This window comes from Shinella lacus (genome assembly GCF_010994755.1).
Classification (GTDB): domain Bacteria; phylum Pseudomonadota; class Alphaproteobacteria; order Rhizobiales; family Rhizobiaceae; genus Shinella; species Shinella lacus.
In genome coordinates this window covers 259,507-276,831 of the sequence record NZ_WHSB02000002.1, presented here as the reverse complement: position 1 = coordinate 276,831, position 17,325 = coordinate 259,507, and the positions used below count along the sequence as shown (strand labels likewise).

Genomic DNA, 17,325 nt, shown 5'->3' with positions numbered 1-17,325 from the left:
ACCGATCCGCGCGATTTGTCCGCAACAACGCGCAAAACCCACAGTTTTGCGGCGGCCCCCGGATGAGGGTCAGACGAAGAAGTCGACCTTTCCTTCATCGAGGTCGTAACGGGCTCCGACGATCTTCAGCTTGCCGGCCTCAAGTTTGCTGGTGATGACGTCGGTGGAAATCCGCAAGCGCTCAACCACGCGCTTGACGTTTTCCCGAACGGAATTGTCCAGCAAATCCCCCTCCAGCCTGGTGGAATGCAGGACGGAGGGCAGGATCGGTGCCACCATCGCCTCGATCGCGCTGTCGTAGTCCTCACCATCCTTCACCGCCGCGACGGCCGCGGCCACCGCACCGCAGCGTTCGTGGCCAAGAACCACGACCAGCGGCACGCCGAGATGCTCGACCGCATATTCGATGCTGCCGAGTCCGACCATGTCGACCGTGTTTCCGGCGACGCGCACGATGAACAGATCGCCCAATCCGCACGCAAACAGCAGTTCCGGCGGAACGCGCGAATCGGAGCATCCCACAAGCACGGCAAAGGGGTGCTGCGCTTCGGCGATTTCCAGTCGGCGCTTGCGGTCGATGTGGAGAACCGGAACACGATCGGCGACGAAATCGTCATTCCCTTTTTTCAAGAGCGCTAGCGCCTCGTCCGGCGAGAGACCGTTCGGCGCGGGCGCATGCGCAACGACCGTATTGTCTGCGGCGGAGGCAGACGCTGCAAAGCCGGTGCCGAGCACAGCCGCGCCGCAGCAGGCGCCCTTCAGGAAAAGACGCTTCGAAAGTTTCATTTCCATGTGTTCCTCTTCACGGAGCCGATGGCAATAACCGCACATCCCAGACAAGGACGCCAGGATGCCCCTCAACGCCGACATCCCGTAAATTCAGGCGCCTCAACGGTTTGTGCGTGAGTTCGATTCGATTTGCAATCCAAAGCCCTGCATCAGCCGGCAGGTGGAGAAATCGGGGTTGCCGGAGGTGAAGACGGCGATGTCCTCGCCCGGCGCCAGCGTTTCGAGCGGCGGCACGAGGCGGCGGGCCTGGCGGGCGATGGCTTCGGCGGGGTCGAGCCAGTCGACCGGCCAGGGGGCGAGCTTGCGGAAGAGGTTCGCCATGAAGGGATAATGCGTGCAGGCGAGCACGACGATATCCGTCTTGCGGCCGTCCTGTTCGATGAAGCATTGCGCGATCTCGGCGCGCACCGCGTCGTCCGCCAGCGTTTCGCCACGGATATAGGCTTCCGCCATCGGCGCAAGCCGCTCCGAGCCGACGAGGCGCACGTCGCATTGGCTGGCGAAGGACTGGATGAGGTCGCGCGTATAGGCGCGCTTGACCGTGCCGGGGGTGGCGAGCACCGAAACGAGGCCGGAGCGCGTGCGCTCGGCGGCCGGCTTGATGGCGGGCACGGTGCCGACGAAGGGCATGGCCGGAAAGGCGGCGCGCAGACCCGCCCCCACCAGAGTGAAGGCGGTGTTGCAGGCGATGACGCAGATTTCCGGGTCATGTTCTGCGAGCAATCTGTCGAAGAGCGCGATGACATGCGCCTTTAGCGCCGGCTCCTCCCAAGGACCGTAGGGAAACCCGGCATCGTCCGCGACATAGATGAAGTGCCGCTCCGGCATCAGCACGCGTGCCTCCCGCAGAACGGTCAGCCCGCCGATGCCGCTATCGAAGACCAGGATAGGTTTGGCGCTATTCGTCGTCGTCACGGGGCACCTTGGGCCGGCGGTTGCGTGTGCGGTTCGGGTTCGTCGCGCCGCGCGGCGATTCCGGGGTGAAACGGTCGAGGCAGGAGACGATGCCGCGCAGCACCTGGATCTCCGTGCCGGTGAAGGAGGGACGCGTCAGGATGGCGCGCAGGTTCTCCACCAGTTTGGGCTTTTTTTCGGCAGGCCGGAAATAGCCGCGCGCATCGAGCGTTTCTTCCACATGGTCGAACAGGCCCTGCAACTCTTCTTTCTTGGCCGGGCGCTGCGGCAGCGCGTCGAACGGCGTGTCCTCGACGGAGGCAAGGCCGCTCTTCATCCACTCGTAGCTCATCAGCAGCACCGCCTGCGCGAGATTGAGCGAGGCGAAGGCGGGGTTGACCGGGAAAGTCACCAGTTCGTCGGCAAGCGCGATTTCCTCGTTGGTGAGGCCCGTGCGTTCACGGCCGAAGAGAATGCCGGTCTTTTCGCCAGCCCGGAAACGCACGCGCAGGTCATCGGCGGCAACGACGGGGGAACGCACTTCCTTATAGCCGTAGCGGTCGCGCGCGGTCGTCGCATAGACGAATTCGAGGTCGGCGACGGCTGCCTCCAGCGACGGATAGACCTTGGCCGCCTCGATGACGTGGTCGGCCTTGCTGGCGGCGGAGATCGCCTTGTCGCTCGGCCAGCCGTCGCGCGGATTGACCAGGCGCAATTCGGCAAGGCCGAAATTCGCCATGGCGCGCGCCACCATGCCAATGTTTTCGCCCAGTTGCGGATGAACGAGGATGATCGCCGGTCCTTCGGCGATCAGCGTGCGCTCGCTGTTCGTGCCTGCCATACCCATATTTCCTTAGAAAAGTCGGTCTTCACTGGCACAATTGGCCGAAAATGAAAAGCGGCAGCCGCTTATTCCGGGTTTTCCTCTGCCGTGCCGCTCCCGCCATTGGCGCCCTCCTGGGCAATCTCCTGCAACTCCTTCTTCAACGACGCCGCCTCCTCGAAGCTCGGGCGCTCGATATCGTTGATGACGGCCCGGCCGTCCTCGTCGATCACCTTGAAGACGAGCTTTTCCGGCTCCCAGTCCGCGGCGCGCTCGCCAAAGCAATGGCTGTTATCGAAGGTCACCGTGACATCTTCCGCGCCGCCTGCGGGCTGGCCTTCCGTCACCGTGATGTCCTTCAGCGCGCAGCCGTCCTGGCCGCCGATGATCGGGTCGTAATCGAAGGGCGAGCCGCCGTCGTCATAGGCGGGGTACTTCGCGGCTTCCTTGTACTTGGCCACGAAATCCTTGCTGTAGAGCCGCGCCAGAAAATCCTCGGAAAAGTAGTCGGTGTAGGGCGGCGGCGTGTCGCTGTCGGTGCCCATATCCTGCCAGTTGGTGGTCGCCGCAGACATGATTTCCGACACCGGCGCTTTGTAGTCGGCCGCCTCGGCGGAAACGGGAAGCAGAAGGACGAGCGCAACGAGACCGAAACGCGACATGACATTCTCCATTGGGTGACGGCAGGCCCGGATGGGCGCCGTGAGCGAACTTTCCTGGAACGGAATTTTGGCGAAACTTATTCCGTCCGCCGGCGAAAATAAACCGCCTCATCCGATCGTTGGCTTTGCCTTGCCGGCCTTGAATGCTATAGGGCCAAACGGTTCTTTCAAGTCCACGATCCGGGGCGCCCAGCCCCTACAAAACACGAGGCTCTCCATGGCAAAGATCAAGGTCGCCAACCCCGTCGTCGAGCTCGACGGCGACGAGATGACGCGCATCATCTGGCAGTTCATCAAGGACAAGCTGATCCATCCCTACCTGGACGTCGACCTCGAATATTACGACCTCGGCATGGAAAACCGCGACGCCACCGACGACCAGGTGACGATCGACGCGGCCAACGCCATCAAGAAGCACGGCGTCGGCGTCAAGTGCGCGACGATCACCCCGGACGAAGCCCGCGTCGAAGAGTTCAAGCTGAAGAAGATGTGGAAGTCGCCGAACGGCACGATCCGCAACATCCTCGGCGGCGTCATCTTCCGCGAGCCGATCATCTGCAAGAACGTGCCCCGCCTCGTACCCGGCTGGACCAAGCCGATCATCGTCGGCCGTCACGCCTTCGGCGACCAGTACCGCGCCACCGATTTCAAGTTCCCCGGCAAGGGCAAGCTGACGATGAAGTTCGTCGGCGAGGACGGCAAGGAAATCGAGTACGACGTGTTCGACGCCCCGTCCGCCGGCGTCGCCATGGGCATGTACAATCTCGACGATTCGATCACCGAATTCGCCCGTGCCTCGCTGAACTACGGCCTGCAGCGCAAGGTGCCGGTCTATCTTTCGACCAAGAACACCATCCTGAAAGTCTATGACGGCCGCTTCAAGGACATCTTCCAGGAGGTCTTCGACAAGGAATTCGCCGACAAGTTCAAGGAAGCGAAGATCTGGTACGAACACCGCCTGATCGACGACATGGTCGCCTCGGCGCTGAAGTGGTCGGGCGGCTACGTCTGGGCCTGCAAGAACTATGACGGCGACGTGCAGTCCGACATCGTCGCCCAGGGTTTTGGCTCGCTCGGCCTGATGACCTCGGTTCTGATGACGCCGGATGGCCAGACGGTGGAAGCGGAAGCCGCACACGGCACGGTGACGCGCCACTATCGCCAGCACCAGAAGGGCGAGGAAACCTCGACCAACTCGATCGCCTCGATCTTCGCCTGGACGCGTGGCCTCGCCCACCGCGCCAAGCTCGACAACAATGCGGAGCTGGCGCGCTTCGCCGACACGCTGGAAAAGGTCTGCGTCGACACAGTCGAATCCGGCTTCATGACGAAGGACCTCGCCCTTCTCATCGGCCCCGACCAGCCCTGGCTCTCCACCACCGGCTTCCTCGACAAGATCGACGAAAATCTTAAGAAGGCCATGGCGGCCTGAGCCAAAAAGCCTACCGAAAGCCCGGCCTCGCGCCGGGCTTTTTCTTTGTCCTTCCCTTGCGGCGGCAACCCCGCGCCCTATCCTCCCGTCCACCATTTGTGAGAGGAGAACAGCATGGCCGAGGACCTGATCTTCTACGCCAATCCCATGTCGCGTGCGCGCATTGCGCGCTGGATGCTGGAGGAAGTCGGCGCGCCCTATCGCACGGAATGGCTGACCTTCGACGGATCGATGAAATCGCCCGACTATCTGGCGATCAACCCCATGGGCAAGGTGCCGTGCATCCGCCACGGCAAGACCATCGTGACGGAAGCCGCCGCGATCTGTGCCTATCTCGCCGATGCCTTTCCGGAAGCCGGCCTTGCGCCGCCGACCGACCAGCGCGGCGACTATTACCGCTGGCTGTTCTTCGCCGCCGGGCCGCTGGAAATGGCGGTCTCGATCAAGGCCTTCGGGCTGGAGGTGCCGAAGGAGCGCCACCGCAGCATCGGCTGCGGCAGCTACGAATCGGTGATGGACACCCTCGCCTATGCCGTCACGCGGCATCCCTACATCACCGGCGACAGCTTCACCGCCGCCGATGTCTATGTCGGCGCCCATATCAGCTGGGGCCTCCAGTTCGGCTCGCTGGAGCCCCGGCCGGAATTCAAGGCCTATTGGGACCGGTTGAAGGAACGCCCGGCGAGCAAGCGCGCCACTGCCATCGACGACGAGGAAATGCACCGCCAGCTTGCGGCAGCGAAGGCCGGCTAGGGCGGGTTTTCACCCGCCCCGCCTTCATCATCAAGCCGGCTGAAGCGGCAGGTGGATTTCCGTCAAAAGCTCGCTTGGCGGCACCTCGCGCGGATTGTTGAGATAGGTCTCGAACATGACCTCGTCGCGGATGGAGCGGCCGGAGGCCGGCAGCCAGGTGGCGTAGAGCCAGCGGTAAGCCGCGCCCATATTGGCGTAGGGTCCCTGGTGGCGCAGCACCGCATAATCGCCGCCTGCAAGCGTGCGGCGAACCAGCGGCGCTTCGGCTGAAACGGTTTCCTTCGCCGTGACGCAGGCGAAGGAGCGCAGCTTGTCCTCCGCCACGAGATCCGGATCGTCGAGAAAAACCCCGACCATGCGCATGTCCGGCCGGAAGATGTTGCGAGAGAACAGCGCGCCGTAAAGCGCCTCGAAGGCCTTGCCGATGCCCATATAGGACCCGGCATGGGGAACGCCGAGCAGCGTCTGTTCAGGTAGGGTGCGGATGGTGATGTCGTACATGCGGGTCGGCTCCTTGCCGCTTTGCGGTTCGAAGGCGCGATGGCTCCCCTCCCGCCGGTAGCGCGCCGGCGGCATGCCATAGTGAGCCGCAAAGGTGCGCGTGAACGACTGGAGATTGGGGTAGCCCCATCGCGCGGCGATGTCCCGTACGGTTTGGTCGGACCGCACCAGGTCGCCCGCGGCCCGGTGCAAGCGAAGCCGGCGGACGGTCGCCGCAAGCGTTTCGTTGTGCACGGCCCGGTAGACGCGGTGCCAGTGATGCGCCGAAAGGCAGGCGATCTCCGCCAGCCGGTCGAGGTCGATATCCTCGTCCAGATGATCGTAGATATAGGCGGATACGCGCGACAGACGCTTCTCGTAGCTCGCCCAGATTTCATTCTCGCCCATGCCGCACCTCTTTCGTCGGAACGCATTCAACCAAGCATGCGGCGATTTCACAAATCCTGCGCTTCTGCCTTGCCTTGCAATTTTCACAAGGCTTTGACGTCCGTCATTGCAAAAACGGGCGACTCGGCGTGAGATGCCCTCGCCGGCCAGCCTTTCTCCTTCCACCGGCCTCCTGAGGCGCCCCATGACCGATACCCTGATGCCAAAGCTCGCCAGCGTTTTCGCGGAGGGTTACGGGCCGGCGCGGCTGAAGGCGGACGTGCTGTCCGGCCTCACCGTCGCCATCGTCGCGTTGCCGCTCTCCATGGCGATCGCCATCGCCTCCGGCGTCACGCCCGACCGCGGCCTCTATACGGCGATCGTCGGCGGCTTCCTCGTCTCCGCACTCGGAGGCAGCCGCTTCCAGGTGGGGGGACCGGCCGGCGCCTTCATCGTGCTCGTCGCGGCAACGGTCGCGCGGCACGGCGTCGAAGGCCTGCTGCTTGCGACATTCCTCTCCGGCATCATTCTCGCGCTCGCCGGCTACCTGCGGCTCGGCAAATTCATCAAGTTCATTCCCTATCCGGTGACGGTCGGCTTCACCGCCGGCATCGCCGTCATCATCTTCGCCAGCCAGATCGGCGAACTTCTCGGCCTGAAGCTTGGCGGACAGGAGCCGGGACCGATCCTCGAAAAGCTCGCGGCACTCTGGGCGGCACGGCCGACCTTCAGCCCCGCCGCCTTCGGCGTTGCCGGCGTGACCATCGCCATCATCCTGCTGCTGCGCCGTTTCCGTCCCGCCTGGCCCAATCTCCTCATCGCCGTCGCCGTCGCATCCGCGGCAACCGCCCTCCTCTCCTTGCCGGCCGATACGATCGGCACCCGCTTCGGCGGCATTCCGCGCGGCCTGCCGGTGCCGGCGCTGCCGTCCTTCTCGCCGGACCTCGTCATCGCCGTGCTGCCCGATGCGGTCGCCTTCGCGCTGCTCGGCGCCATCGAATCGCTGCTCTCCGCTGTCGTCGCCGACGGTATGACGGGGCGGCGCCACCGCTCCAGCATGGAGCTGATCGCGCAGGGATTCGCCAATATCGGCTCGGCGCTGTTCGGCGGCATCTGCGTGACGGGCACGATCGCCCGCACGGCGACAAATGTGCGTTCCGGCGCCACCAGCCCCGTTTCCGGCATGCTGCATTCGGTTTTCCTGCTGCTCTTCATGCTCGTCGCCGCACCGCTCGCAAGCTACATTCCGCTCGCGGCGCTCGCCGGCGTGCTGGCGGTCGTGTCGTTCAACATGGTCGAACGGCCCGCCATCGCCGCCCTCTTCCGCTCGTCGCGGGGTGACGCGGCGGTGCTCGCCGTCACCTTCCTGCTCGTCGTCTTCCGCGACCTGACGGAGGGCATCGTCGTCGGCTTCCTGCTCGGCGCCGTGCTGTTCATCGACCGCATGGGCAAGGCGGTGAACATCCGCGAGGAGACGGTGCCGCAGATCGTGCGGGCCATCGAGAATGCCGGGGAGGACACCGGCCTGCCGGAGCGGCCCGTCGTCGCGAACGATCCGGATACGGTGATCTACCGCATCAGCGGCGTGTTCTTCTTCGGTGCTGCGGCCAGCGTCGGCTCCGTACTCGACCGCATCGCCGACCAGCGCCGTACCTTCGTGCTCGATTGTGCGGACGTGCCATTGCTGGATTCGACGGCGGCGAGCGTGATCGAAGGCCTGGTGCGCAAGGCGGAACGCGCCGGCGTGCGCGTTTTCATCACCGGGCTGAAACCCGACATGCGCCGCATGCTGGAAGCCCACGAGCTGCACCCGCCGCGCGTCACCTTCACCGCGACGGTAGACGCGGCCATGGACGAGATTGCCGCGCGTTAGCCGATGGCGATGCCGACGGGGGAAATGACGGGTGCGCGCATGCGCTCCGCGAGATCGGCAAGGCCGGCGGTGGGCACTGCGCGCATGACCTGGTTGCGCCCGCCCTCCTTCGCCGCATAGAGCGCGGCATCGGCCGCCGAATGCAGGCGGTCGAAATCCGTGCCGAAGGTGGCGACATCGGCAAGCCCGATGCTGACGGAAACCGCGATGTCGCGGCCCTCGTTGCTGATCGCGAGCGCCTCGACCTCGCGCCGCAGCCCTTCGGCGAACTGTTCGGCGCGCGCGATGTCATGCCCCGGCGCGTAAAGCGCGAATTCTTCGCCGCCGAAGCGGCAGAACAGCATGTTCGCCTCCAGCCCGGCGGAAATGCGGGCGGAAAACCGTTTCAGCACGATATCGCCCGCGACATGGCCATGCGTGTCGTTGATCGCCTTGAAGCGATCGAGGTCGAAGATCATCAGGGTGCCGGGCGAACGGTCGGCCAGCCGCTTCTGCATGTCGTCCAGGAAGGAGCCGCGATTGGCGATGCCCGTCAGCGCGTCGGTGCGGGACGCCTTGCGATAAAGCGCCTCGCCGCGCTCCTTGATGAGCACCAGCATGGCGACGGCGGCGAGAATCGTATGGGCGAATAGCTCCAGCGAGAAGATCGCAAACCAGGCGGAATAGGCGGTGCCGTGCTCAATGGGTGCGGGCGCGAGGATCGCCATGGGGATGCGCAGCGAATAGATGATGCCGTGCGACAGGAAGAAGAATGCTGCAAGTACGCGGGTCGGCAGCGGTTCGGTGCGGCGTTCGCGCCAGATATCCGCGCCAATCCACAACGAATAGGCGGTGATGATTACCGAGATCACGACGATGCGATTGTTCACGTCACCCGTCACCGGCGGCACCAGCAAATAAAGAAGCGACCACGCAAGGGGACCGGCCAGCACCACGGCAGGATAGACACGGCGGCGATCGAAGACGCGGAATCCGGCCCACATCAAGGCATAACCGCAGGCGCCAAGTGCATTTCCCAGCCCAACGGTGAGGAGCGGCGGTCCGACTGGACGCAATGCAAAGAGGATGGTGCACAGCGAGCCGACCCACATGGAAAGGCACCAGTACCCCGCCGCTGCCGCATGCCGCCGGTCGGTCAGCCAGACCTGCAACATGAAAATCCCGACGACAGTCGTCGCCAGGAAAGTACAGATCATCAAAGTCGATATGCTGATGACGTCTTCAATCAATACACACACTCCGCACGGCCGACAGGCTAGGCGGAAACGTTGAAGACTTCGCAAACGAAAACGGCGGGCAAGGCCCGCCGTTCTACCGTGAAAAAGCTTTCGTCAGCCGGCTATGGCACCGGCGACCGCCTCGATGGCGTCGGCCGCTTTTGCGCCGTCCGGACCGCCGGCCTGCGCCATGTCGGGCCGTCCGCCGCCGCCCTTTCCGCCGAGCGCCTCGGAGGCGCGGCGCACCAGATCGACAGCACTGAAGCGGCCGGTCAGGTCGTCGGTCACGGCGACCACGGCGCTTGCCTTGCCGTCCGGCGAAACGCCGACGAAGGTGACGACGCCGGAACCGAGGCTCTTCTTGCCCTCGTCCGCCAGGCTCTTCAAATCCTTCGGCTCGACGCCGGTGACGACCTTGCCGAGATATTTGACACCCGCGACCTCGCGCATGCCATCGTCGCCGCCACTCGTGCCGCCGCCGCCGAGCGCCAGCTTCTTCTTCGCCTCGGTCAGTTCACGCTCCAGCTTGCGGCGCTCGTCGACCAGCGCTTCGACGCGGGCGAGCACTTCGCCGGGCTGGGCCTTCAGTGTCGTGGCAAGCGCCTTCACGCGCTCGTCCTGCTCAGCGAGATAGGCGCGGGCCGCCTCGCCCGTCAGCGCTTCAAGGCGGCGGATGCCGGAGCCGACGGCGCTATCGGACAGGATGCGCACGAGGCCGATCTCGCCGGTGGCCGCGACATGCGTGCCGCCGCAGAGCTCGACCGAATAGGGCCGGTTCGCCTTGGCGCCGCGCACGCCGGTGCCCATGGCGACCACGCGCACCTCGTCACCGTATTTTTCGCCGAACAGCGCCATGGCGCCTTCCGCAATCGCGTCGTCCACCGTCATCAGGCGGGTGGTGACCGGCGAATTCTGCACGATGATCTCGTTGGCCATGTCCTCGATGACGCGCAACTCTTCCGCCGACATCGGCTTGGGGTGCGAGACGTCGAAGCGCAGGCGTTCGGGCGCGACCAGCGAGCCCTTCTGGGCGACGTGGGTGCCGAGGACTTCGCGCAGCGCCTCATGCAGCAGGTGGGTCGCCGAATGGTTGGCGCGCAGGCGCGAGCGACGGGCGTGATCGACGGTGAGCGCCACCGCGTCGCCGACCTTCAGCGTGCCGTCCCTGACGGTCGCGACATGGACGAAGACGCCCTCGCCCTTCTTCTGCGTGTCCGACACGTCGAGCTTGGCATTGTCGGCGGAAATGACACCCGTATCGCCCATCTGGCCGCCGGATTCCCCGTAGAACGGCGTCTGGTTGACGACGAGCTGCACCTCGTCGCCGGCGGAAGCAGCATCGACCGCCTTGCCATCACGCACGATGGCCTGGACGACGCCTTCGGCGGTCTCGGTGTCGTAGCCGAGGAATTCGGTCGCGCCGAACTTTTCCTTGAGCTCGAACCAGATCGTCTCGGTCGCCTTGTCGCCGGAACCGGCCCAGTGCGAGCGGGCCTCGGCCTTCTGGCGCTCCATCGCATCGGTGAAGCCGGACAGATCGACGCCGATTTCGCGAGCGCGCAGCGCGTCCTGCGTCAGGTCGAGCGGGAAGCCGTAGGTGTCGTAGAGCTTGAAGGCGGTCTCGCCGTCCAGCATGTCGCCCTTGCCGAGCGTGGTCGTTGCGTCGGAAAGCAGCGTCAGGCCGCGTTCCAGCGTGGTGCGGAAACGGGTTTCTTCCAGCTTCAGCGTCTCGGAGATCAGCGCTTCGGCGCGCTGGAGTTCCGGATAGGCGCGGCCCATCTCGCCGACGAGCGTGGGAAGCAGCTTCCACATCAGCGGATCCTTGGCGCCGAGCAGCTGCGCGTGGCGCATGGCGCGGCGCATGATGCGGCGCAGCACGTAGCCGCGACCGTCCTTTGCCGGCAGCACGCCATCGGCGATCAGGAAGGCGGAGGAGCGCAGGTGATCGGCGATGACGCGATGGCTGGCGCGCGCCTCGCCCTCGGCCTTCACGCCGGTCGCCTCGACGGAAGCGTCGATCAGCGCGCGAAAGAGGTCGATGTCGTAGTTGTCATGTTTACCCTGAAGGAGGGCCGCGACGCGCTCCAGGCCCATGCCGGTATCGATCGACGGGCGCGGCAGGTCGACGCGCTCTTCCTTGGTGATCTGCTCGAACTGCATGAAGACGAGGTTCCAGATCTCGATGAACCGGTCGCCATCCTCTTCCGGCGAGCCGGGCGGGCCGCCCCAGATATGATCGCCATGGTCGTAAAAAATTTCGGAACAGGGACCGCAGGGGCCGGTATCACCCATCGCCCAGAAATTGTCGCTGGTCGCGATGCGGATGATGCGGTCGTCGGAAAGCCCGGCGATCTTCTTCCAGAGGTCGAAGGCCTGGTCGTCGGTGTGGTAGACGGTGACGAGCAGGCGGTTCCTGTCGATCCCGAATTCCTTGGTGATCAGGTTCCAGGCAAGCTCGATCGCGCGCTCCTTGAAATAGTCGCCGAAGGAGAAATTGCCGAGCATCTCGAAGAAGGTGTGGTGGCGCGCGGTATAACCGACATTGTCGAGGTCGTTGTGCTTGCCGCCGGCGCGCACGCATTTCTGCGCGGAGACCGCCGTCGAATAGGGACGCGATTCCAGGCCGGTGAAGACGTTCTTGAACTGCACCATGCCGGCATTGGTGAACATCAGCGTCGGGTCGTTGCGCGGCACGAGCGGGCTGGACGGCACGACCTCGTGTCCGTTCTTTCGGAAATAGTCGAGGAAAGTCGACCGGATTTCATTCACGCCGTTCATATCGCGTCCTTCATCTCTGCACCGTCTGCACCTGAAAACCGGCGCATTACCCACCCAATTGTCCCGCAACGACGGCGCAACGCCGTAGAGTGCCCGCCCGGAATGTCCGTGAAGGCCATCCACCCACGAATTCCGTCGAAACTGCGCGCCTCCCGCCTGTCTTGCGGAAGGCCGGAAACCTCTGGTCGCGCGCGAGAACTGAAGGCTTTTATCGCCCGCCTCGGCACCTGTCCAGACATCAAAAAACCGGCCCTTCACGAAGAAGAGGCCGGTTTTTCGATATTCTTGCGGGCGTTGCGCGGCGATTACATTGCCGCGGCGTCGTCGTCGCTGGAATCGTTCGGATCAGGGCCACCGTTTTCCAGGAAGCGGTCGGCGATGAGGCCGGCATTCTGGCGCAGCGACGTCTCGATCTCGTTGGCGAGATCCGGATTGTCGCGCAGGAACGTCTTGGCGTTCTCGCGGCCCTGGCCGAGGCGCTGGCTGTTATAGGAGAACCAAGAGCCCGACTTCTCGACGATGCCGGCCTTGACGCCGAGGTCGACGAGCTCGCCCGTCTTGGAGACGCCCTCGCCATACATGATGTCGAACTCGACCTGCTTGAAGGGCGGCGCCATCTTGTTCTTGACGACCTTGACGCGGGTCTGGTTGCCGATGACCTCGTCACGCTCCTTGACCGCGCCGATGCGGCGGATGTCGAGGCGGACGGAGGCGTAGAACTTCAGCGCGTTACCGCCCGTCGTCACTTCCGGCGAACCATAGACGACGCCGATCTTCATACGGATCTGGTTGATGAAGATCACCATCGTGTTCGACTTGGAGATCGAGGCCGTCAGCTTGCGCAGCGCCTGGCTCATCAGGCGGGCCTGGAGGCCGGGCAGGCTCTCACCCATCTCGCCCTCGATTTCGGCGCGCGGCGTGAGCGCGGCGACCGAGTCGATCACGAGCACGTCGATTGCGCCGGAGCGCACCAGCGTGTCGGTGATTTCCAGCGCCTGCTCGCCGGTGTCGGGCTGCGAAATCAGGAGGTTTTCCAGATCGACGCCGAGCTTGCGGGCATAGACCGGGTCGAGCGCGTGTTCGGCGTCGACGAAGGCGCAGATGCCGCCCTTCTTCTGGGCTTCCGCAATGGTCTGCAGGGCCAGCGTCGTCTTGCCCGAGCTTTCCGGGCCGTAGATCTCGATGATGCGGCCCTTGGGCAGGCCGCCGACGCCGAGCGCGATGTCGAGGCTCAGCGAACCGGTCGGGATCGTCTCGATCTCGATGACGCTGTCCTTACCGCCGAGCTTCATGATGGAGCCCTTGCCGAAGGAGCGCTCGATCTGGGAGAGTGCCGCCTCGAGTGCCTTGCTTTTATCCACTGCTTTATCCTCTACGAGCCGCAAAGTGTTCTGTGCCATTCCGTCCACCTTTAGGTTATTGAAGCAAGACAGGCAACGAACCCGCCGATGAAAGCTATGTACACATTTTGTTCTCATTTCGCAAGGTGCATTTATCCATTTGAATGTTTTTGTGAATCGGGGGCGTGTTCTATTTTCGTTTCGGTGGGATAAAGTCACGCAGGAACAAGCGTATACCCGCCCTGGTGCCGGGCCTTCGGGCCCGAATCGGGCGGGTGCGAAGGAAGACGATGACGGGAAAGACGATACTGGTGATGGGCGGCGCCCATGTGGACAGGCGCGGACGCATTGCCGGCGAGACGACGCCGGGGGCGAGCAATCCCGGCGGCTGGTTCGTGGAAGCGGGCGGCGGCGCCTTCAATGCGGCGCGCAACCTCGCGCGGCTGGGGCATGCGGTGCGGCTCGTCTCGCCGCGCGGCGGCGATGCGGACGGCAACATCGTCGCGGCGGCCGCAGCGGCGGCGGGCATCGAGGACACCCCTTTCACCTTCCTCGACCGGGCGACGCCGAGCTATACGGCGATCATCGAACGTGACGGCAACCTCGTCATCGCGCTCGCCGACATGGACCTCTACCGGCTGTTCTCGCCGCGGCGCTTGCAGCAGCGGGCCATGCGCGAGGCGGTCGCGGCGGCCGGCCTCATCCTCACGGATGCCAACCTGCCGGCCGAAACGCTCGCCGCCATGGCGAAGGCCGCGGCGGCGGCCGGAGTGCCGATCGCCGGTATCGCCATCTCGCCGGCCAAGGTCGTGCGGTTCGAACAAACCCTTTCCGCCCTCGCCTTCCTGTTCATGAACGAGGCGGAGGCACGCACGCTGACGGGGGCTACACCGGAAAACCCGGCCGACTGGCCGAAGGCGTTGCGCGCCGCAGGCCTCGCCGCGGGCGTGGTGACGCGTGGCGGGCGTGGCGTGATCGCTTTCGATGCGACGGGCGCGGTGCTGGTCACGCCGCCCGAAATCCCCGCGCTCGGCGACGTCACCGGTGCGGGCGATTCGCTGGCCTCCGGCTTCATCAGCGCCTGGCTTGCCGGGCGGGATTTCGGCGAAGCGCTGCGCCATGGCGTAGCGGCGGCCGCGATCACCGTGCGCTCGCCGCTGGCCGTGGCTGAAGAAATGTCGCAGGCGGCCCTTGCCGCCGCACTTTCTCTTGTGCCCCAGGCCGAATGGATGGCATGAGACTTTCTTGCCGAAAATTCCGCCTGAAAATTCGACCAGATTTCCGCAAGGATCCAGCATGACCAGACCCGCCTCCGCCCTCCTGCCGATGCAATATTCGGAAGAAGTTGCCGCCGCCAAGGCGCGCGGCGCGCCGATCGTCGCGCTCGAATCGACGATCATCACCCATGGCATGCCCTATCCGGGCAACCTGGACATGGCCCGCAGCGTCGAGCGCATCATCCGCGAGGAAGGCGCCGTGCCGGCGACCATCGCCGTCATCGACGGCGTGCTGCATATCGGCCTCGACGATGCGACGCTCGAAACGCTCGCGAAGACCGAAGGCGCCATGAAGCTGTCGCGCGCGGACCTCGCCTTCGCGATCGCGGAGCGGCGCACGGGCGCCACCACCGTCGCCGCGACGATGATCGGTGCCGCGCGCGCCGGCATCCGGGTTTTTGCCACCGGCGGCATCGGCGGCGTGCACCGCAAGGCCGAAGAGACCTTCGACATTTCCGCCGACCTCGACGAGCTGTCGCGCACCGGCGTCATCGTCGTCTGCGCCGGCGCCAAGGCGATCCTCGACATCCCGAAGACGCTGGAAGTGCTGGAAACCCGCGGCGTACCGGTCGTCACCTATGACAGCCCGGTCTTCCCCGCCTTCTGGTCGCGCGATTCGGGGCTGAAGAGCCCGCTGACGCTGAACAGCCCGGCGGCCATCGCCAATTTCCAGACGGTGCGCGACCAGCTCGGCGTCGACGGCGGCATGCTGATCGCCAATCCCGTGCCGGAAGCCGATGAAATCCCGCGCGAGGAAATGGAGATCTACATCGCCCGCGCGCTCGACAATGCCGAACGCGACGAGATCGCCGGCAAGGCCGTGACACCCTACCTGCTCGACAGCCTCTTCCGCCTGACGGACGGCCGCAGCCTGAAGACGAACATCGCGCTGGTCGAGAACAACGCACGACTGGCGGCGGAAATCGCCGTGGCGCTGGTGGATTGACGATCCGGAGGTGGCCGGTTTGCGCCGGCCGCCGCCTCCGCTTTTATCCGACCTGGATCAACCCGCGCGTTTCAACACCCATTGGAAACTGCTCTGCCAGAGCGTGGTCGGGATTTCCTGCTCCAGGGTCTGGACAAGTGCCGCGAGGCTGACGCTGCGCAGCTTTGCGCGCCATGCCTCGTCCGCATCCCACATGACGCGGGCGACCGCGCAGGGGCCGGCCTCGCAATAACCTTCGGGACGGCAGGGATTGTTGGCGCGGATATTGCTGCAGGCGAAGGTCCGTTCCTTGCCTTCCACCGCCTCTACCACATCGAGAAAGGTTATTTCCGCGGTCGGGCGGGCGAGGCGATAACCGCCGCTCGGCCCCAGCGTCGATTCGACCAGCTTCGCCTGGGACAGACTCTGCAACGCCTTGGAGAGATATTCCTTCGGCAGGCCATGGAATTCGGCCAAAGCCTTGGTGGAAAGATAACGCCCCTCTGGAAGTCCGGCGAGAATGGCACAACAGTGCAGTGCCCATTCGACTTGGCTCTTGAGGATCATCAAACCCATCCGCGCAATAAGGATATTTATTATCCGTATTCTATGCTTTTTGTAAACGGCGGGGTGAGGAGATTTCTCCGGAGCGGCGCAACGGCGGATTCTTTATCCTGAGCACGGAAGCCCAAGGAGCGCTAACGAGTAAAATTTGCGTTGAAAGGAGAATGCCGGAAGCCTGAAAGCTCAAGGCCTTGCCGACGGTCGGAGTGAAGAGATCCAAAACCCCATATACCGTTGAACACCAACGGTAATTTCTACTCTTTACAACTTTGGCAAGCTTGCCTTTTATCGCTAATTTTCTTGGTCCGTATAGCGGCGAAGAGAGCGGCTTGCAATATGCCGCGTCATAGCGCCTCAATGCTTCAGCACGCGTGCAAGGAAAGAGCGGGCGCGGTCGTTCTTTGGGTTGTCGAAGAATTCGTCCGGTTTGCCGATTTCGAGGATCGCGCCCTGGTCGATGTAGACGATGCGGTCGGCGACTTCGCGGGCGAAACCCATTTCGTGGGTGACGATCATCATCGTCATGCCGTCGGCGGCGAGTTCGCGCATGACGTCGAGCACCTCGCCGATCATTTCGGGGTCGAGCGCGGAGGTCGGTTCGTCGAAGAGCATCAGGTGCGGTTCCATGGCGAGCGAGCGGGCGATGGCGACGCGCTGCTGCTGGCCGCCGGAAAGCTGGCCTGGATATTTATAGGCATGCGCCTTTAGGCCGACGCGTTCCAGGAGCTTGAGCGCCGTCGCCTCGGCTTCGTCCTTCGATTTTTTCCGCACGCGCATCGGCGCTATAGTGATGTTCTCGACCACCGTCTTGTGCGGGAACAGGTTGAACTGCTGGAAAACCATGCCGACGCCCTTGCGGATGGCGACAAGCTCCTTCTCGCCGCCCAGCAGCCGATCCTCCTCGACCGGCATCTGGTAGCCATCGACCAGCAGGCTGCCGTTCTGGTACATTTCGAGCCCGTTGACGCAGCGAATGAGCGTGGATTTGCCCGATCCGCTCGCGCCGATCACCACCACCACCTCGCCGCGCGACACTGACAGATCGACGTCCTTCAGAACGTGATGGCTGCCGTAGAATTTGTTGAGGTTTTTCATGTCGACGATGGTGTTCATCGGGGTGGCTCCTGGAGT

The 17,325-nt window shown here is 64.3% G+C and carries 15 protein-coding genes; 5 read left to right on the top strand and 10 right to left on the bottom strand.

The features are described 5' to 3' along the window. Positions 1 to 69: 69 nt before the first annotated feature. The 4 genes from GB927_RS05825 to GB927_RS05810 all read right to left on the bottom strand — a co-directional run bounded on the left by GB927_RS05825 (position 70) and on the right by GB927_RS05810 (position 3,168). Positions 70 to 792 carry a carbonic anhydrase gene (locus GB927_RS05825; RefSeq protein WP_256115711.1) on the bottom strand — a complete coding sequence of 241 codons (723 nt, stop codon included), beginning with the start codon at positions 790 to 792 and terminating at the stop codon, positions 70 to 72. A 96-nt stretch (positions 793 to 888) separates the two neighbouring features. Continuing rightward, complete coding sequence (murI, locus tag GB927_RS05820; RefSeq protein WP_256115710.1) at positions 889 to 1,704, bottom strand: glutamate racemase; 816 nt, start codon at positions 1,702 to 1,704, stop codon at positions 889 to 891. Next, entirely contained in the window at positions 1,688 to 2,524 is an 837-nt protein-coding gene (locus GB927_RS05815; protein ID WP_256115709.1) for an RNA methyltransferase, read from the bottom strand. Before GB927_RS05815 ends, murI begins: the two co-directional genes overlap by 17 nt. Before the next feature lie 68 nt (positions 2,525 to 2,592). Further along, on the bottom strand, positions 2,593 to 3,168 hold the full coding sequence (locus GB927_RS05810) for a hypothetical protein (RefSeq protein WP_256115708.1): 576 nt from the start codon (positions 3,166 to 3,168) through the stop codon (positions 2,593 to 2,595). 217 nt (positions 3,169 to 3,385) lie between these two features. Here GB927_RS05810 and GB927_RS05805 point away from each other — a divergent pair, with 217 nt between their 5' ends. Both GB927_RS05805 and GB927_RS05800 read left to right on the top strand, forming a co-directional pair. Continuing rightward, entirely contained in the window at positions 3,386 to 4,600 is a 1,215-nt protein-coding gene (locus GB927_RS05805) for an NADP-dependent isocitrate dehydrogenase (protein ID WP_256115707.1), read from the top strand. Between the two features lie 114 nt (positions 4,601 to 4,714). Beyond that, entirely contained in the window at positions 4,715 to 5,353 is a 639-nt protein-coding gene (locus GB927_RS05800) for a glutathione S-transferase family protein (protein WP_256115705.1), read from the top strand. Between the two features lie 30 nt (positions 5,354 to 5,383). Here the strand turns inward: GB927_RS05800 and GB927_RS05795 are convergent, their stop codons facing one another. Then, positions 5,384 to 6,241 (bottom strand): AraC family transcriptional regulator, encoded by an 858-nt coding sequence (locus tag GB927_RS05795; RefSeq protein WP_256115704.1) that lies wholly within the window; start codon positions 6,239 to 6,241, stop codon positions 5,384 to 5,386. Between the two features lie 184 nt (positions 6,242 to 6,425). Here GB927_RS05795 and GB927_RS05790 point away from each other — a divergent pair, with 184 nt between their 5' ends. Further along, positions 6,426 to 8,093, top strand: a complete 1,668-nt coding sequence (locus GB927_RS05790) for a SulP family inorganic anion transporter (RefSeq protein ID WP_256115703.1) — start codon at positions 6,426 to 6,428, stop codon at positions 8,091 to 8,093. Here GB927_RS05790 and GB927_RS05785 read toward each other — a convergent pair. The 3 genes from GB927_RS05785 to recA form a co-directional block, all read right to left on the bottom strand. After that, positions 8,090 to 9,322 (bottom strand): GGDEF domain-containing protein, encoded by a 1,233-nt coding sequence (locus GB927_RS05785; RefSeq protein ID WP_256115702.1) that lies wholly within the window; start codon positions 9,320 to 9,322, stop codon positions 8,090 to 8,092. The two genes, GB927_RS05790 and GB927_RS05785, sit on opposite strands and share 4 nt — an antisense overlap. 102 nt (positions 9,323 to 9,424) lie before the next feature. Beyond that, positions 9,425 to 12,088, bottom strand: coding sequence for an alanine--tRNA ligase (alaS, locus tag GB927_RS05780; protein ID WP_256115701.1), 2,664 nt, complete (start codon positions 12,086 to 12,088; stop codon positions 9,425 to 9,427). 305 nt (positions 12,089 to 12,393) lie between these two features. Then, positions 12,394 to 13,488: a recombinase RecA gene (gene recA / locus GB927_RS05775; protein ID WP_256115700.1), complete on the bottom strand. Its 1,095-nt coding sequence runs from the start codon at positions 13,486 to 13,488 to the stop codon at positions 12,394 to 12,396. Between the two features lie 230 nt (positions 13,489 to 13,718). Between recA and GB927_RS05770 the strand changes: the two genes are divergently transcribed. Then, entirely contained in the window at positions 13,719 to 14,666 is a 948-nt protein-coding gene (locus GB927_RS05770; RefSeq protein WP_256115699.1) for a carbohydrate kinase family protein, read from the top strand. Between the two features lie 58 nt (positions 14,667 to 14,724). After that, the gene (locus GB927_RS05765) at positions 14,725 to 15,651 is read left to right on the top strand and encodes a pseudouridine-5'-phosphate glycosidase (RefSeq protein WP_256115698.1); all 927 of its coding nucleotides are present in this window, start codon (positions 14,725 to 14,727) and stop codon (positions 15,649 to 15,651) included. A 57-nt stretch (positions 15,652 to 15,708) separates the two neighbouring features. Here the strand turns inward: GB927_RS05765 and GB927_RS05760 are convergent, their stop codons facing one another. Both GB927_RS05760 and GB927_RS05755 read right to left on the bottom strand, forming a co-directional pair. Then, positions 15,709 to 16,197 (bottom strand): RrF2 family transcriptional regulator, encoded by a 489-nt coding sequence (locus GB927_RS05760; RefSeq protein ID WP_256115697.1) that lies wholly within the window; start codon positions 16,195 to 16,197, stop codon positions 15,709 to 15,711. 351 nt (positions 16,198 to 16,548) lie between these two features. Next, a complete protein-coding gene (locus GB927_RS05755; protein ID WP_305110712.1) occupies positions 16,549 to 17,307 on the bottom strand; it encodes an amino acid ABC transporter ATP-binding protein in 759 nt (252 codons plus the stop codon). Between the last annotated feature and the right edge of the window lie 18 nt (positions 17,308 to 17,325).

Excerpts from the sequence above, each read along its gene's own strand:
- GB927_RS05825 (WP_256115711.1), bottom strand. The coding sequence starts at position 792 with ATGGAAATGAAACTTTCGAAGCGTCTTTTCCTGAAGGGCGCCTGCTGC.
- GB927_RS05815 (WP_256115709.1), bottom strand. The coding sequence starts at position 2,524 with ATGGCAGGCACGAACAGCGAGCGCACGCTGATCGCCGAAGGACCGGCG.
- GB927_RS05810 (WP_256115708.1), bottom strand. The coding sequence starts at position 3,168 with ATGTCGCGTTTCGGTCTCGTTGCGCTCGTCCTTCTGCTTCCCGTTTCC.
- GB927_RS05805 (WP_256115707.1), top strand. The coding sequence starts at position 3,386 with ATGGCAAAGATCAAGGTCGCCAACCCCGTCGTCGAGCTCGACGGCGAC.
- GB927_RS05800 (WP_256115705.1), top strand. The coding sequence starts at position 4,715 with ATGGCCGAGGACCTGATCTTCTACGCCAATCCCATGTCGCGTGCGCGC.
- GB927_RS05795 (WP_256115704.1), bottom strand. The coding sequence starts at position 6,241 with ATGGGCGAGAATGAAATCTGGGCGAGCTACGAGAAGCGTCTGTCGCGC.
- GB927_RS05790 (WP_256115703.1), top strand. The coding sequence starts at position 6,426 with ATGACCGATACCCTGATGCCAAAGCTCGCCAGCGTTTTCGCGGAGGGT.
- alaS (WP_256115701.1), bottom strand. The coding sequence starts at position 12,088 with ATGAACGGCGTGAATGAAATCCGGTCGACTTTCCTCGACTATTTCCGA.
- recA (WP_256115700.1), bottom strand. The coding sequence starts at position 13,488 with ATGGCACAGAACACTTTGCGGCTCGTAGAGGATAAAGCAGTGGATAAA.
- GB927_RS05770 (WP_256115699.1), top strand. The coding sequence starts at position 13,719 with ATGACGGGAAAGACGATACTGGTGATGGGCGGCGCCCATGTGGACAGG.
- GB927_RS05765 (WP_256115698.1), top strand. The coding sequence starts at position 14,725 with ATGACCAGACCCGCCTCCGCCCTCCTGCCGATGCAATATTCGGAAGAA.
- GB927_RS05760 (WP_256115697.1), bottom strand. The coding sequence starts at position 16,197 with ATGATCCTCAAGAGCCAAGTCGAATGGGCACTGCACTGTTGTGCCATT.
- GB927_RS05755 (WP_305110712.1), bottom strand. The coding sequence starts at position 17,307 with ATGAACACCATCGTCGACATGAAAAACCTCAACAAATTCTACGGCAGC.